The 14,527-nt window shown below is 58.5% G+C and carries 14 protein-coding genes; 11 read left to right on the top strand and 3 right to left on the bottom strand.

What is annotated here, in order from left to right; genetic code table 11:
* Nucleotides 1–2: 2 nt before the first annotated feature.
* Nucleotides 3–809 (bottom strand): DUF2935 domain-containing protein, encoded by an 807-nt coding sequence (locus CBW65_RS11515; protein ID WP_087456942.1) that lies wholly within the window; start codon nucleotides 807–809, stop codon nucleotides 3–5.
* Nucleotides 810–1,011: 202 nt separating this feature from the next.
* Here CBW65_RS11515 and CBW65_RS11520 point away from each other — a divergent pair, with 202 nt between their 5' ends.
* The 8 genes from CBW65_RS11520 to CBW65_RS11550 all read left to right on the top strand — a co-directional run bounded on the left by CBW65_RS11520 (nucleotide 1,012) and on the right by CBW65_RS11550 (nucleotide 8,898).
* The gene (locus CBW65_RS11520) at nucleotides 1,012–2,739 is read left to right on the top strand and encodes a M3 family oligoendopeptidase (protein ID WP_087456943.1); all 1,728 of its coding nucleotides are present in this window, start codon (nucleotides 1,012–1,014) and stop codon (nucleotides 2,737–2,739) included.
* Between the two features lie 110 nt (nucleotides 2,740–2,849).
* Nucleotides 2,850–3,272: a hypothetical protein gene (locus CBW65_RS11525; RefSeq protein ID WP_087456944.1), complete on the top strand. Its 423-nt coding sequence runs from the start codon at nucleotides 2,850–2,852 to the stop codon at nucleotides 3,270–3,272.
* A 19-nt stretch (nucleotides 3,273–3,291) separates the two neighbouring features.
* Nucleotides 3,292–3,429 (top strand): hypothetical protein, encoded by a 138-nt coding sequence (locus tag CBW65_RS24580; RefSeq protein WP_198299815.1) that lies wholly within the window; start codon nucleotides 3,292–3,294, stop codon nucleotides 3,427–3,429.
* Nucleotides 3,430–3,538: 109 nt separating this feature from the next.
* The gene (locus CBW65_RS11530; RefSeq protein ID WP_087456945.1) at nucleotides 3,539–5,863 is read left to right on the top strand and encodes a xanthine dehydrogenase family protein molybdopterin-binding subunit; all 2,325 of its coding nucleotides are present in this window, start codon (nucleotides 3,539–3,541) and stop codon (nucleotides 5,861–5,863) included.
* Nucleotides 5,860–6,699, top strand: coding sequence for an FAD binding domain-containing protein (locus tag CBW65_RS11535; RefSeq protein ID WP_087456946.1), 840 nt, complete (start codon nucleotides 5,860–5,862; stop codon nucleotides 6,697–6,699). The genes CBW65_RS11530 and CBW65_RS11535 overlap by 4 nt, the downstream gene beginning before the upstream one ends.
* The gene (locus CBW65_RS11540; protein ID WP_087456947.1) at nucleotides 6,696–7,190 is read left to right on the top strand and encodes a (2Fe-2S)-binding protein; all 495 of its coding nucleotides are present in this window, start codon (nucleotides 6,696–6,698) and stop codon (nucleotides 7,188–7,190) included. Before CBW65_RS11535 ends, CBW65_RS11540 begins: the two co-directional genes overlap by 4 nt.
* Nucleotides 7,187–8,206 carry an XdhC family protein gene (locus CBW65_RS11545; protein ID WP_087456948.1) on the top strand — a complete coding sequence of 340 codons (1,020 nt, stop codon included), beginning with the start codon at nucleotides 7,187–7,189 and terminating at the stop codon, nucleotides 8,204–8,206. The genes CBW65_RS11540 and CBW65_RS11545 overlap by 4 nt, the downstream gene beginning before the upstream one ends.
* The gene (locus CBW65_RS11550) at nucleotides 8,203–8,898 is read left to right on the top strand and encodes a nucleotidyltransferase family protein (RefSeq protein ID WP_087456949.1); all 696 of its coding nucleotides are present in this window, start codon (nucleotides 8,203–8,205) and stop codon (nucleotides 8,896–8,898) included. The genes CBW65_RS11545 and CBW65_RS11550 overlap by 4 nt, the downstream gene beginning before the upstream one ends.
* Nucleotides 8,899–8,913: 15 nt before the next feature.
* Here CBW65_RS11550 and hemQ read toward each other — a convergent pair whose 3' ends face one another.
* Entirely contained in the window at nucleotides 8,914–9,666 is a 753-nt protein-coding gene (hemQ, locus tag CBW65_RS11555; protein ID WP_087456950.1) for a hydrogen peroxide-dependent heme synthase, read from the bottom strand.
* A 205-nt stretch (nucleotides 9,667–9,871) separates the two neighbouring features.
* On the opposite strand from hemQ, the gene CBW65_RS11560 reads away from it, so the two are divergent.
* Together CBW65_RS11560 and CBW65_RS11565 are read left to right on the top strand one after the other, a co-directional pair.
* A complete protein-coding gene (locus CBW65_RS11560) occupies nucleotides 9,872–11,632 on the top strand; it encodes an aromatic amino acid hydroxylase (RefSeq protein WP_232463485.1) in 1,761 nt (586 codons plus the stop codon).
* Nucleotides 11,633–11,848: 216 nt separating this feature from the next.
* Entirely contained in the window at nucleotides 11,849–12,325 is a 477-nt protein-coding gene (locus CBW65_RS11565) for a hypothetical protein (RefSeq protein WP_087456951.1), read from the top strand.
* Between the two features lie 3 nt (nucleotides 12,326–12,328).
* On the opposite strand, the gene CBW65_RS11570 is transcribed toward CBW65_RS11565, so the two are convergent.
* Nucleotides 12,329–12,952: a superoxide dismutase gene (locus CBW65_RS11570; protein WP_198299816.1), complete on the bottom strand. Its 624-nt coding sequence runs from the start codon at nucleotides 12,950–12,952 to the stop codon at nucleotides 12,329–12,331.
* A 73-nt stretch (nucleotides 12,953–13,025) separates the two neighbouring features.
* Between CBW65_RS11570 and CBW65_RS11575 the strand changes: the two genes are divergently transcribed.
* Nucleotides 13,026–14,174 carry a THUMP domain-containing class I SAM-dependent RNA methyltransferase gene (locus CBW65_RS11575; protein ID WP_087456952.1) on the top strand — a complete coding sequence of 383 codons (1,149 nt, stop codon included), beginning with the start codon at nucleotides 13,026–13,028 and terminating at the stop codon, nucleotides 14,172–14,174.
* The last annotated feature ends 353 nt before the right edge of the window (nucleotides 14,175–14,527 follow it).

Here is a 14,527-nt window from a genome sequence, read left to right on the forward strand (position 1 = left end):
CGTTAGCTTTGCACGCGGGGCTGTGTCGGATCGCAGGCGGGCTGTTTGACGTTGGAGACTTGGGACAGTTTGGTCAGGTAGTAGCACTCTTCCCGGAACATGTGGTCGGGCATCAGCGGGGAGAGGATGCTGAGCAGCGTATGGTCGAGCTCCATCTCTTCCACTTCGTTCAGGAACTCCTGGAACATGATGATCTCCAGCTCGGCTTCTTTGTTGAAGCGGGCCAGCGGCGGAAAGTCCTGCAGTCCGGTGCGCAGGAAGCCGGTCAGCTCGACCGCTTTCAGGTAGAGGTCGGTGAAGTGTTTGCTGAACGATTTGGCTTTGGCGATGACCAGCTTTTCGCTCATGTCGGTGAAGGAAGCGAGACCGTCCGCATGCCCGTACGCGTCAGACAGCCAGAGCAAGTGATGATGCACCGGGTGGAACACGGGCGGGAGCTTGCCTTCGAGCAGATTGTTCAGGATGCGGGTGTATTCGTCCAGTTCGTTGACCATGTGGTTGATAAACGACGGCGGAAGATTGACGGCGATCTCTCCGGTCAGTTGGCGGCGGATGACGTGCAGTTTAAACTCGCGGAATTCCTTGACCCTTTGAGCCGCCTGCCGGTTCAGCGTGATCAGTTCGGCGTCAGACAAGTCGCGGCGGGCCGTTTCGAGCAACTGGTCAAAGAGAGCGACAAACGAGTTGATCCGCTGCACCTCCTGCACTTCTTTCGCTGAGGTGGTGAGTTGGAAAAAGCGGGCATGATCGCCGAGGATCTGCAGCCAGAACCGATGTTCAAAGAGGGCAGCGTGCTGGTAATTGTGCAAGTCGGTTCTCCTCCTTTTCGTTAGTAGTCAACATATGTGCGGACGCCTAAACGAGTGCCTTTCCGATTGCAAGAAAATTGTGTATTATTGGGAATAGACAAGTTGAACGAGAAGAGGAGACGGGATCGATGAGCATCCAAAAAGAGTTGCCAAAGACGTGGAATCTGGAAGTGATCTTTAAAGGGGCAGCCGCTCGAAGGAGTTGGCGGCGTTTTTTGAGGAACTGGAAGCTGATATTCAGCGTTTTGAGGAAAAAGTCGCCGGAGCTGCGGCTGCAAAGTCTGATGCGGAACTTGGCGCTTGGGTGGAACGGATCGGGATGGTCAATGATCTGAACGGCCGCTTGGAAGAGGTGTCGGAGTTCAGCATCTGCATCTCGTCGGCCGACACGTCGGACGAAGGGGCGCCGCTGGTGGCTGGACGTGTCGCAGCGCTGGGAGCGCGCTTGAAGGCGGCGATGATCTCCTTTGATGCACAGCTCGCGGCGATTCCGGAAGCATTGTGGGAGCAGCTGTTGGCGCAAGACGGGGTGCGCGAGGTGGAGTTTGCGTTGCAGGAGCGCAGACGCCTGGTGCAGGAGATGCTTCCGGCGGGGCAGGAGACGCTGATCAGCGCTTTGGCGGTCGACGGATTTCAAGCGTGGGAGCGCTTTTTTGAAAAGGTGATCGGTCGTGTGCGGATGGAGATCGAGCTGGACGGCGACGTGCAGGAGCATTCGCTGTCGACGATCTTCAGCCTGTTTCAGAACACCGATGCCAAGATCCGCCGCAGCGCGTTCCAGCAAGGCGTTGAGGTGCTGAAAGGCGAGGCGGAGCTGTGCGCGGCCGCATTGAACTCGATCGTCGGATTCCGCTTGCAGACGTACAAGGCGCGAGGCTGGGAATCGCCGCTGCATGAATCGCTGCTGATCAACGGCATGACCGAAGCGACGCTCACCTCGATGTGGAGCGCAGTGGAAAAAAACCTCGGGCGCGTCGCGCAGTATTTAGAGCGCCGCAAGCAGCTGCAGGGGCAGGAGACCCTGCATTTTGTCGACCTGTATGCGCCGGCGGTGGGCAAGAGCTCGAAAAAGGTGACGTGGGAAGAGTGCGCCGAGATCATTATCGAACAGTTCGGCACCGTGTCGGGGCAGATGCAGGATCTGGCACGCCGCGCATTCGAAGAAGGCTGGATGGACTGTGAGCCATCGCCGCAAAAAGCGCCGGTCGGCTTCTGCGCGTCCTTCCCGGTGACGGGGGAGTCGCGGATCTTGGGCACGTTCAGCGGCAATCTGTCGTCCGTATCGACGCTGATCGCCCATGAGATCGGACATGCCTTCCACTACTCGGTGCTGAAAGACCTGCCGCGTCTGGCCCAGATCTATTCGAAGAGCACGGCGGAGACGGCATCGACGTTCGCCGAGCGGCTGGTGATGGATGCGCTCTTGAAGAAGGTGGAAGATCCTGCAGACCGGATTGCGCTCTTGGCCAGCAAGCTCGACAATGCGATGATCTACTGCATGTTCACCTACTCGGCGTTCCTGTTCGACCGCAGCTTCTATGCCGAGCGCGCGGAAGGTCTGGTCAGCGCGGAGCGCATCACCGAGCTGCTGCTGCAGGCGCAAAAGACGGCGTACTGCGATGCGCTTGATGGATACAACGAGTGGCAGTGGCTGTCGCACGGTCATTACTACGACACGGTCACCCCGTTTTACAACTACCCGTACACCTTCGGCTCTCTGTTCTCGGCCGGCATCTACGCGATGGCGCTGCGAGAAGGGGCGGCGTTTGAAGACAAGTACATCGCCCTGCTCCGTGACACCGGCCGCATGACCGTCGAAGATCTGGCCGCCAAGCACCTCGGCGTCGACCTGACTCAGGAAGCGTTCTGGGAGGATGCGATGGGGATTATGACGGGCGACTTGGAAGAGTTTTTGGAGCTGACGAAGTAAATAAAGGAGTCACAGCAAGCCGCGCCGGAGAGCGCGGCTTTTTTGTGCAAGGCGGGAACACAAGCCGATTCTGGCAATTTGAATATTCTAGAAGAAGAGAGGTGAGAAGCATGAAAAAAAGGGACACCGACATCGGGACTCGCACCGTGAAACGAATCTACCGAACAATCGAAGTGATCACCGTCGCGCTGCTGCTCTCCGGGCAGATCAACGTCAGCGGTGTCTTCTTCTTTAAAGGGGGCGGCTTCTCGCTGTCTTTTGCCGGGCCGATCACCGGCGGTGTGCGGTCGCTTGGTGTGCCGGAAGCGCCGGCTTCAGACGCAGTCATCGACTTGATTTCGCTGGCCGCCGCCTTGCTGCTGATCCTTGATCAAGTCAATGTGACAGGAACCCTGCTGACGCAAGGCGGCTATACGATCGTGCTGAGCGGGCCGATCTTTAGGCAAGCCAAGCGGGTGGCCGCTGTCCCGCAGACCAGACGATTCGTCAACGATTTGAAAAAGCAGGCATTGCGCTCGCTGCAAGAAAGCTGAGCAAAAGGAGTGAGACTGGATGGCGCTCAATAAGATCCCGCCCATCGTGCCGAAAAAGGGGACGATTTTTGTGTCTGCCGCGTTTTTGGCGACCTTTATCTTCTTTTTCACACGGCAGGAGCCGATCCCGGAAGAACAGCAAAAAAGAGAAGTTTGACCGGACAGGGACGGCAGACATCGGAGCACACGCATGGGACAATGCGGTGCTTACATATAACCAACAACGAATGGAGGTAACAGGAAAATCAGGGAGGGAGCTGCTGGAGATGGAGATCGTCGGGAAAAGCGTTCCCCGCAAAGAATCTCTAGACAAGGTGACCGGAGCTGCGAAATACACGGAAGACTTGCGATTGCCCCAACTGTTGCATGCCTGGCTGTTGACCAGCCCTTATGCGCATGCCAAGATCATCGAGATCGACACTTCGGAAGCGGCCGCGATCGACGGGGTGCGGGCGATCCTGACCGGCGACATGTATCCGGAGCCGCTCGGGGAGGCGCTGGCCGACCGTCCCTATCTCGCCGTGGAGAAAGTCCGTTACCACGGGGAGCCGGTTGCGGTGGTTGTCGCCGAATCGAAAGCGCTGGCCAAGCGGGCGGCGGAGCGGATTCGGGTGCGCTACGAACCGCTGCCGGTCGTCAACTCCCCGAGCGAGGCGCTGCGTCCGGACGCGCCAATCTTGCATGAACGGCTGGATGAGTATGAGCGGGCGCAGTCGATCCACCCGGTACCGCACACCAACATCGGCAATCACGTCAAGATTCGCAAAGGCGACATGGCGGCAGGCTGGGCGCAAAGCGAAGTGATCGTCGAAAGCACCTACTCGTTTCACACGGCCGATCATGGCGCGATGGAGCCGCGCTGTGTGATCGTGGAGGCCCCGCCGGGGAGACCAATCGTCATTCATGCCTCCACGCAAAATCCGTTTACGATCAAAAAGGAGTTCAAGCGCTTTTTTCAGGTCGACGAGTCGGACGTCGTGGTGCATGTGCCGTTTGTCGGAGGGGGTTTTGGCGGCAAAGGGGCGATTCAGCTGGAATACATCGCCTATCACGCGTCGAAAGCGTGCGGCGGACGTCCGGTGCGACTTGTCAACGCCCGCGAACAGGACCTGATCTCTTCGGCCAGCCACATCGGGCTGGAAGCGCGTGTCAAATTAGGGGCGACCCGCGACGGCAGGCTGACCGCCGCCGAATACACGCTGCTGTATGACACCGGCGGCTATACGGACCAGGGCGCTTTTGTCACGCTGGCCGGAGCGGTCAACTGCACGGGGCCCTACCGCATTGATCATGTGTGGTGTGATGCGCTCTGCGTTTACACCAACCATCCCTATGCGACTTCCTTTCGCGGGTTTGGCCATCCGGAAGCGCATTTCTGCATGGAGCGCACCGTCGATCTGCTGGCGAAGCGGCTGCAGACCGACCCGCTGGAACTGCGGCGCCGGAATGCCATCCTCCCCGGCGATACGACGCCGACGCAAGCGCCGCTGAACAGCAGCAACCTCGGCGACCTGCCGGCCTGCATCGAGAAGCTGAAAGGCCTGATCGGGTGGGAAGCAGGGCAGTTGCACCGGCTGGATGCGAATCGTGTGCTCGCCAAAGGCATGGCCAGTGTCTGGAAGACGTCCAGTGCGCCGATGACGTCCGGGTCGGGGGCGATCATTACCTTCAACCACGACGGGACGGTCAACCTCAGCGTCGGATCGGTGGAGCTCGGCCAAGGCAACCGCACCGTCCTCACGCAGATCTTGGCCGAACGGATGCAGATGGACGTCGATCGCATCCACATCAAGATGGAGGTCGATACGTCCGTCTCGCCTGAACATTGGAAAACGGTCGGGAGCACCAGCACGATGATGGTGGGGCGCGCCATTCTCGAAGCGGCAGACGATGCGATCGGCCAATTGAAGCGCACCGCCGCGATTCCGTTGCAGCGCCGTCCCGATGAATTGGCAGTTGGACGGGAGCGGGTGTATGTACGGAACGATCCGGCGACGTTTCTGCTCGTCAAAGATGTCGCCCAAGCGTATGTGTTTCCCAGCGGCAGCGCCATCGGGGGACCGGTCATCGGGCATGGCCGCTATATTGCGCCGATGCTGACCCATCTCGACCCGGAAACGGGAAAAGGCATCCCCGGCCCGCAATGGACGGTGGGAGCACAGGCGGTCGAAGTGGAGTTGAACACGCGTGATTTCACCTACAAGCTGTTGCGGGCGGCTTCGGTGTTTGATGCCGGTAAAGTGATCAACTGGGGCACGGCAGCGGGGCAGGTCATGGGCGGCATGAACATGGGGCTGAGCTGGGCGAGCCGGGAGACGTTTTATTTTGATGAAATGGCACGCGTGCTGAACCCGCAGCTGCGCGATTACAAGATCATCCGCTTCGGTGAAAGTCCCCATTATCTCGTCGATTTTGTGGAGACGCCTTATCTGGAAGGACCTTACGGAGCGCGCGCGCTCGGGGAATACGGCACGATCGGCATGGCGCCCGCTTTGGCCAACGCGCTTTCGATCGCCGCCGGCGCGGAGTTAAACCGATTGCCGCTGACACCTGAATTGATCTGGCGGCAGACGAAGGGGCGGATGCCATGATTTCCTTTGATTTCGACTATTACCGGCCGGAATCTGTCAGGGACGCGGTTCTGCTGTACCAGAAGCTGGCCTCGGAAGGAAAACAGCCGCTGTATTACGCCGGCGGCACCGAGATCATCTCGATGGCGCGGATCGGCCAGCTTCGCATGGGAGCGGTGATCGATCTGAAAGGGATTGCGGAACTGAACGAATCCCGCTTCAGCGGGGATGTGCTGGTCATCGGGGCGAACGTCACGTTGACGAGGCTGGCCGAGGAGAACCTGTTTCCGCTGCTGGGAGATACGGCGCGGCGCGTGGCCGATCATACCAACCGCAACAAGATCACGGTGGGCGGAAACATTTGCGGGCGGATCAAATACAGGGAGGCGGTGCTGCCGTTTCTGCTCACCGACAGCCAGGCGGTGCTGGTTGGGCCGTCCGGCCAGCGCCAGGTGCCGATTGGCGAGCTGTTCAACGGGAAACTGAACCTGCTGCCAGGCGAATTGCTGGTCCGGCTCCTCACCTCCCGCCGCGATGTGGAGCTGCCTTATGTCACGATGAAGAAAACCAAGCTGGAAGAGATCGATTACCCGCTGGTCCGTCTCGCCGCCGTGCAGACCGGCAGCTGGATTCGCATCGCTTTCAGCGGAGTCAGCGAAACGCCGCTGCGGCCGCTGCAGGTAGAAGCGATGCTCAATAACACGGCCTTGCCGCTTGAAGTGCGCATCGAAAACGCGATCCGGCAGTGGCCGGCTCCGATGCTGAATGACATCCTCGGGTCAGCGGAGTACCGGGCGTTTGTGCTGCGCCATGCCTTGCAGGATACGTGGGCCGCTCTGGAAGGGGGAAGCGTATGATTTCCAACGGTACGGGCAAATGTGAAGTGCAGCTGTTGGTCAACGGGGAGCACCGGCACGCGGTCATCCGCTCGGCAGACACGCTGTTGTCTGCGCTGCGGGACCAGTTGGATTTGACAGGGGCAAAGGCGGGCTGTGAGAATGGCGACTGCGGCACCTGCACCGTCCAAATCAACGGCTGGCCGGTCAAATCCTGCATGATGCTGGCGATCGAAGCGGCAGGTCTTGCCGTGACGACGATCGAAGGGCTGCGGGGGACGCCGGTTCAAGACGCCTTCATTCGCCATTTTGCGTTTCAATGCGGCTTCTGCACGCCGGGTTTTCTGATCGTGTGCCATTCGCTGGCACAGATTCATCCCGATGCGGATGAAGAAGTGATCCGAGAGTGGCTGCAATCGAACATCTGCCGCTGCACGAGCTATCAGGAGATTCGCGGGGCGATAAAAGCAACGCTGGCCATGGCGCAGGGGCATCAGGGGGAAGGAAGATGAAGGAGTTGCATCAGATCGCAAAAGCCTTGCAGCCTGTGCCGCAGCGGGCTTTGATCGCCACGGTGATCCGTGTTGAAGGGTCGGCCTACCGCAAAGAAGGGGCAAGCAGGCTGTTGTTGCCGGGTTGCTGCGGCGTCGGCGTGATCAGCGCCGGGTGTCTGGAAGCCGACCTCGAAGCGCGATTCCCGCGACTGTGGGAGGAAGGCGCCGCACGCACGCTGGTCTATGACATGAGTGCGGAAGACGATCTGTCCTGGGGGCAGGGGGCGGGCTGCAACGGAGTGGTCCATGTGCTGGTCGAACCGGTCGGGGAGGAACTGCGGAGCTGCTTGCTGCAGATGGATGAACTGTTGCGAAGCGGGACGCCGGTGCTGGTGATCAAGCAATTGACGCAGCATGGGGCGGTGGCAAGGTCCTGTTATTTGACCGAGCAGGGACTGACTTTTGGCGATTGGGGAGACGGAATCGAAGTGCTGGCCGACGCGGCATGGGGGCAGATCCGCCAGAGCCGGAAAAGCGGGGTGCACAAGCTCGAAGGAGTGGAGAGGGAGTGCTATCTGCAACTGGTGCTGCCCCAACCGCGTTTGCTGCTGGTCGGAGCAGGTGAGGACGCGCGGCCGCTGGCTGCGTACGCCGCTGCGGCAGGGTTCTCGGTGACGGTGGCCGACTGGCGGTCGGACGCTTGCAGCCGGACGCATTTTCCGCAGGCCGATCAGTTGATCGCAGGGCCACTGACCGACATTCTTGAGCAGTTGGACTTGTCTCTGGATGATGCGGCGGTGATCATGACACACAATTTTCAGCGGGACCGGGAAGCGCTGCAACTGCTCCTGCAGAAACAGGTGGGCTATCTTGGTGTGCTAGGCCCTCGACATCGCACGACGCGGCTGCTGGAGGGGAACACCATCCCCGAAGCGGTGCGTTCGCCGGTCGGCTTGGCGATCGGAGCGGAGGGGCCGGAAGAGATCGCAGTCAGCATCTTGGCGGAATTGATCCAGACCCGGAGGCGGCGATGAAGAGCGGCGGCGTTGCCGGCATCTATCTGGCGGCGGGGAGCAGCCGTCGCATGGGCGGTGACATCAACAAGATCGCGTTGCCGGTCGGCGGCCGGACGCTTGGCAGCATCGGTCTGGCCACCGCTCTCTGCTCCACGCTCGATCACATTTTCGTGGTGACAAGGCCGGATGATGATCTGAGCTGGGTGGACGGTACGCTGCGGGAAGCGGACATGGGGGAAAAATGGACGCAGGCAGTCTGTCTGGAAGCAGCGAACGGTCAGGCTGCTTCGCTGCAGTGCGGGGTTCGGGCGGCGCTGGAGGCGGGAGCAAGCGGCGTGATGGTGCTGCTCGCCGATCAGCCTTTCGTTCCGGTCGAACTGATCAACAGCTTGCACAGCTCATTTCTTCAGGACTGGCCGGAAGCGGCAGCCAAAGCAAAGATCGCGGCGGCGAGCTTTCAAGGCGCGGTGCGGCCGCCCGTATTGTTTGCGGCAGCCGTATTCCCGGAACTGCTCCGCTTGCAGGGGGATGTTGGCGCGCGCGAACTGCTCCGCAACCGACCGCCACATGTCGCGATGCGAACGGTTGAAGCGGCAGACGCCGCATGCTTTTTTGATGTGGACACCCCGGAAGATGTGCGGAAAGCTGAGGCCATCTCGCGGTCGTGTTCGGAAGCAGATAAAGAAAACCCTCCACGGAACGGTCCGTAGAGGGTTTTGCTGTCTTTACACGTGCAACAGCTTGCGGAAGCCTTCGCCGTCCAAGATGTTGCCGACGAGGAAGTTGCCGAACTCGCCGAAGCGAGCGGACACTTCGTCAAATCTCATTTCGTATACGATATGCTTGAACTGCAACGCATCGTCGGAGAAGAGGGTTACGCCCCACTCCCAGTCGTCGAAGCCGACGGAGCCGGTGATGATCTGCTTGATCTTGCCTGCGTATTTGCGGCCGACCATGCCGTGGGCGCGCATCATTTCGCGGCGCTGCTCCATGGACAGCATGTACCAGTTGTCATTGCCTTCGCGCTTCTTGTTCATCGGGTAGAAGCAGATGTGCTTGGACTTCGGCAGGGCCGGGTACAGGCGCGCACGGACTTGCGGGTCTTCGTACGGGTTGGCATCCGGGTTGTTCACATAGTTGGAAAGCTCGACGACCGACACATAGGAATAATCCTGGTAGGTGAAGTCGGCGAAGCTCGTTTTGTTAAATTCGTTCTCGATCTCGTTCAGCTCTTCCAGCGACGGGCGCAGGAACATGAACACCATGTCGGCCTTGTGACCGAGGATCGAGTACAGCGCGGTGCTGCCTCCTTGCGCCGCTTCGTTGTCGTTCCACTTGTTGACCAGGCCCAGCAGCTCGTCTAGCGCTTTCTGGCGGACTTCTTCGGAAGCTGCCTTCCATGCTTCCCAATCGATCTTACGGAAATCGTGCAGGGCAAACCAACCCTCCAGCGTAAGCAATGCTTCGTTTTGGCTCATTTCAAAAACAACTCCTTCAAATATGTACATACGAACCCTTCATTCCCCGTTAGTATACCACAACCGATTTTTTTCAAAACAACCCTGTCACACAGATTTCTTACAAATTGATGTAGATTTCTTATTCGGAATATTGTTTCGAATGGCATCATCATGTATGGTAGAGTAGTAGAAAGGCATACTGATCTCGAAGGGGGTCTTCACATTGAATAGCAATCCAGTTACTACTAATAAATTGATACCGGTTCCGCCGCATCTCAAGCCCTTCTGCGTGGAACAAAACTATGAAAAATATACTCCGATCGATCATGCTGTCTGGCGGTATGTGCTGCGTCAAAACAGCGCCTTCCTCGCTGAGAAGGGATATGGTTCCTATCAGGACGGGATGCGCGTCACCGGCATGTCCACCGAGTCGGTTCCGAATATCGAAGAGATGAACGTCCAACTCAGCAAGATGGGCTGGGGCGCTGCGGCGATTGACGGCTTTATTCCGCCTGTCGCGTTTTTTGATTTCCAGGCGCACCGTCTGCTCCCGATCGCCGGCGACATCCGCACGCTCGATCACATCGCCTACACCCCGGCGCCCGACATCATCCACGAATCGGCCGGCCACGCGCCGATGCTGCATGACCCGGGCTACGCGGAGTTCCTGCAGTTCTTCGGCGAAATAGGGGCGAAGGCGCTCGCTTCCAAAGAAGACCACGACCTCTATGAAGCGATCCGCCTGCTCTCAATCGTCAAAGAAGACCCGCGCGCGACCGCCGAACAAGTGCAGGAAGCGGAAGACAAACTCAAACAGGCCGAAGCTGCCGTCACCGAGTCGTCCGAAGCGGGCGACATCTCCAAGCTGTACTGGTGGACGGTGGAGTACGGTCTGATCGGCTCTGTCCAAGACCCGAAAATCTACGGCGCAGGCCTGCTCTCCTCGATGGGGGAAAGCCGCGCGCTGTACCGTCCGCACGTGCAGAAAGTACCGTTCTCGCTGGAAGTGTGCTCCACGAAAGACTACAACATCACCGAACCACAGCCGCAGCTGTATGTCTGCGAGAACTTCGAACAGCTGACCGAAGCGGTCAAAGCATTCGCGAAAACGATGGCCTACCAGGTCGGCGGCACCGTATCGCTGCAAAAAGCGCTGCGCTCCGACAACCTCGCGACCGCTGTCTACTCCTCCGGATTGCAAGTGAGCGGCACGTTTACGCATCTGGAATACGACGGCGCAGGCGAAGCGGTCTACCTCAAGACGACCGGCCCGACCATGCTGTCGGTGGAGAATGCCATGCTGGCCGGACATGACCTCGAGTACCACGGCGAAGGGTTTGGCTCGCCGATTGGCCTTCTGCAGGGCTTTGAAACTCCGCTCGAAGACTTCACCGTCGCACAGCTGGAGGAAGCAGGCGTCAAGGTCGGCGCTAATGCTGAGCTCCTCTTTGCTTCTGGCGTGCAAGTGGCGGGCGAAGTGAAATACGTGCAGCGCGAAAAGGGCAAAATCGTGCTGATCGGCTTTGACAACTGCACAGTCACCTATGGCGACACCGTCCTGTTCCAAGCGGAGTGGGGCACGTTCGACATGGCGGTTGGCGCTGTGATCACGTCTGTGTACGCAGGTGCGGCCGACCGTGCGGCGTGGGCATCTTCGACGTTTAGCAAATCGACGCTGAACACCAAGCGTCACGACGTGACCGCTGAAGAGCAGAAGCTGTACGATCTGTACCAGTCGATCCGCGATCTGCGCGAATCGAACGCCGGCGACAAAGAGGTGCAAGACGTGACGGCAAGCGTTGCAAGCGATCTGGAAGCATACCCGAACGACTGGCTTTTGCGCGTAGAGATTCTCGAACTGCTCGCACCGAAGGCGCTGGCGCCGGAGCTGCAGGAGAAGATCGAAGCGCATCTCAATGAGCTCGCTGCAACTGGCGAAGACCTGCAAGAACTGATTGAAAACGGCGTGCAACTGGCTCGCTAAGCAGCCGTACCCAACGGCTCGAAAACGAGTCTGACCGTGCATGTCGTCATCAGCGGTTGCTCAACCAATCTGTTCAAGGATTGTGTCGACTGTTGTTTGATTGTCTAAAGCTGTCAAAAAGACCAGCGCATTTCTTGCGAAGCGCTGGTCTTTTTCGTGGGATTGGGCAATACTAGCAGAGAGACTATCGACTATTGGATTGAAGGAGCAGCACCTATGGCCCATTTTTTGCGTGTGATGACCAAGCAGCAAACAGCGCCCGGACTTGGCGAACTGACCAACTCCCTGGCGCAGGAAGGCATTTCGTTTGAGACCTTCCCCGACAAAGAAGAAGAGCGTTTCAATGATCCGGACTGGCATACGCTGCACATCGCGTATGATCCGAACAAGATGTCCCTGATGCTCGACCGCTCGCGGACCGGGGATGAAAAGGGCGAGCTGGCCGAAGAGATCGCCGAATTTCAAGAGAACCTGCAAACGCTCACAGGCGACGGCAAAGCGGCCGTGGCAGAGATCCTGTCGAGCACCGAGCAAATTTTTGCCTGCCTGATTCCGGACGACATCACCGAACAAGGCTGGGAACTTGTCGAGAAGCTGCTCGAGCATTTGCTTGAGGCGACCGACGGCCACCTGCAGGTGGATGGCGAAGGTTTTTACGACAAAGAAGGGGAACTGCTCTTCGAGATGGAGTAGCGGCTAGCCGAAGATCTTCAAGCGCGGCCCTTGTTTGACGACTTGCGCATAACGCTTGGCGATGATCGTCCAGTCCAGATTGTGCAAAAACGCCTGGATGTAGTCGGCCCGCTTGGTGCCGTAGTCGATGAAATAGGCATGCTCAAAAACATCGAGCGGCAGAATCGGCACGGCATGGATGACATGTCCGTCATGCTGGTCGTCGGTGATGTAGATGAACAGTTCCTTTGCATCGGTGTCATAGGCGAGAATCGCCCAGCCCCGCGCGGACAAGGCCGAACCTTTCAGCTCGGCGAGGAAGCGCTCGTAGCTGCCGAACGCCCGATTGATACCTTTTTGCAGATCCGGACCGGGACTGCCGCCGGCGCCGGTCAGCTGTTCGAAATACAGTTCGTGCAGCTTCACGCCGTTAAGCGCGTAGCTTTCCCCGCGCTTGAGCGCCCGCACTTCGCTGTAGGTGGTGTTGCCTTTGGAAACATCGATCGCGGCGAGCTTCTCGCGGGTCTCGTTGGCTTTATTTACATAGCCCTCATACAGCTTGTAATGTTCCTGCATCGTTTTGGCCGAGATGCCTTTCAACTGCAAGGCTTTCGGCGGCAAGGGCTGGGGCTGCAGCTTTTTCTGCACGTTGCATCCTCCTTTGCATAGGTTTCACCCCATAAAGTATTCACAACACTCTCAGAACGGAAGAGGACTACATATGTCAAAATTTACTCTGATTGCCACCGCACCGATGGGACTCGAAGCGATCGTGGCCCGCGAAGTGAAGAATCTCGGCTATACCGACGTCGTGACCGAAAACGGCCGCGTCGAGTTCCAAGGCGACGAATCGGCGATCGCCCGCGCCAACATCTGGCTGCGCAGCGCTGACCGTGTGCAGATCAAGATGGCCGAGTTCAAAGCAACCTCGTTTGAAGAGCTGTTCCAAGGCGTCAAAGCGGTGGACTGGCAGCAGTGGCTGCCGAAAAACGCCGAGTTCCCGGTGGACGGCAAGTCGCAAAAATCCCAGCTTTCCTCCGTCCCGGCCTGCCAGAGCATCGTGAAAAAGGCGGTCGTGGAGAAGATGAAAGAGTCGTACGGCATCGAGTGGTTTGAGGAAAACGGCCCGCTCTACCGCATCCTCGTGTCTTTGAACAAAGACATCGCCACGATCACGCTGGACACGTCGGGCATCGGTCTGCACAAGCGCGGCTACCGTCAATTGACCGCGCAGGCGCCGCTGAAAGAGACGCTGGCCGCCGCGATCATCGACCTGACGCGCTGGAAGCCGGACCGTCCGCTGATCGACCCGTTCTGCGGATCGGGCACGATCCCGATCGAAGCGGCGCTGATCGGCCGCAACATCGCGCCGGGCCTGTTCCGCGACTTCTCCGCGTCGAACTGGCCGATCGTGCCGCAGCGCATCTGGGACAAAGCGCGCGAAGAGGCGAAAGACCTGGCCAAGATGGATCTGCCCTTGGAGATCATCGGCTCGGACATCGACCCGGAAGTGCTGTCGCTCGCCAACTACCACATCCGCCAGGCGAAAGTGTCCGATGCGATCCGCCTGAAGAACCTGCCTGTCAAAGCGCTGAAAACGGAATCGCAATACGGCGTGCTCGTCGGCAACCCGCCGTACGGCGAGCGCCTCGGCGAGCGCCGCGAAGTTGAGGAGATGTACAAAGAGCTCGGCAGCGTCGCTAAGCACCTCGACACGTGGTCGGTGTTCATGCTCACTTCGAACAAAGGATTTGAGAAATTCTACGGCAAGCGCGCCGATAAAAAACGCAAGCTGTTCAACGGCCGCATCGAGTGTGACCTGTACCAATACTTAGGTCCGATGCCTCCTCGCAAAAGAGACCAAGACTAGCAAAAAAAGGCCCCTTGATCGCAAGGGGTCTTTTTGGTGTACAATGAGAGTCGAGTCTGTGGAATTGGCGTTCTCAAATCAGTAGATTTGCGGTTGGTTTTTCCTGCGCTGGTAAGGCTTTGTCTCCTCTGAAAATCATACTGTGCCGTCAAAAAACGATGATTCAGTGTGGTCAGTCACATTTTTGTCAAGAAAATGACCAAAATGGACACAAAAAAGAAAACATGAACGCGGGAAGAACTAGTATAATCGAAAAGTAGAATGCTGTCTGAACACGTCGAACGGCATGTCCTGGGCGTGAAAACAGGGAGAATGCACAGCTTCTTCCGCAGCACTTATCGAAATTTCACAGA

The sequence above is a fragment of the Tumebacillus avium genome (genome assembly GCF_002162355.1).
GTDB lineage: Bacteria > Bacillota > Bacilli > Tumebacillales > Tumebacillaceae > Tumebacillus_A > Tumebacillus_A avium.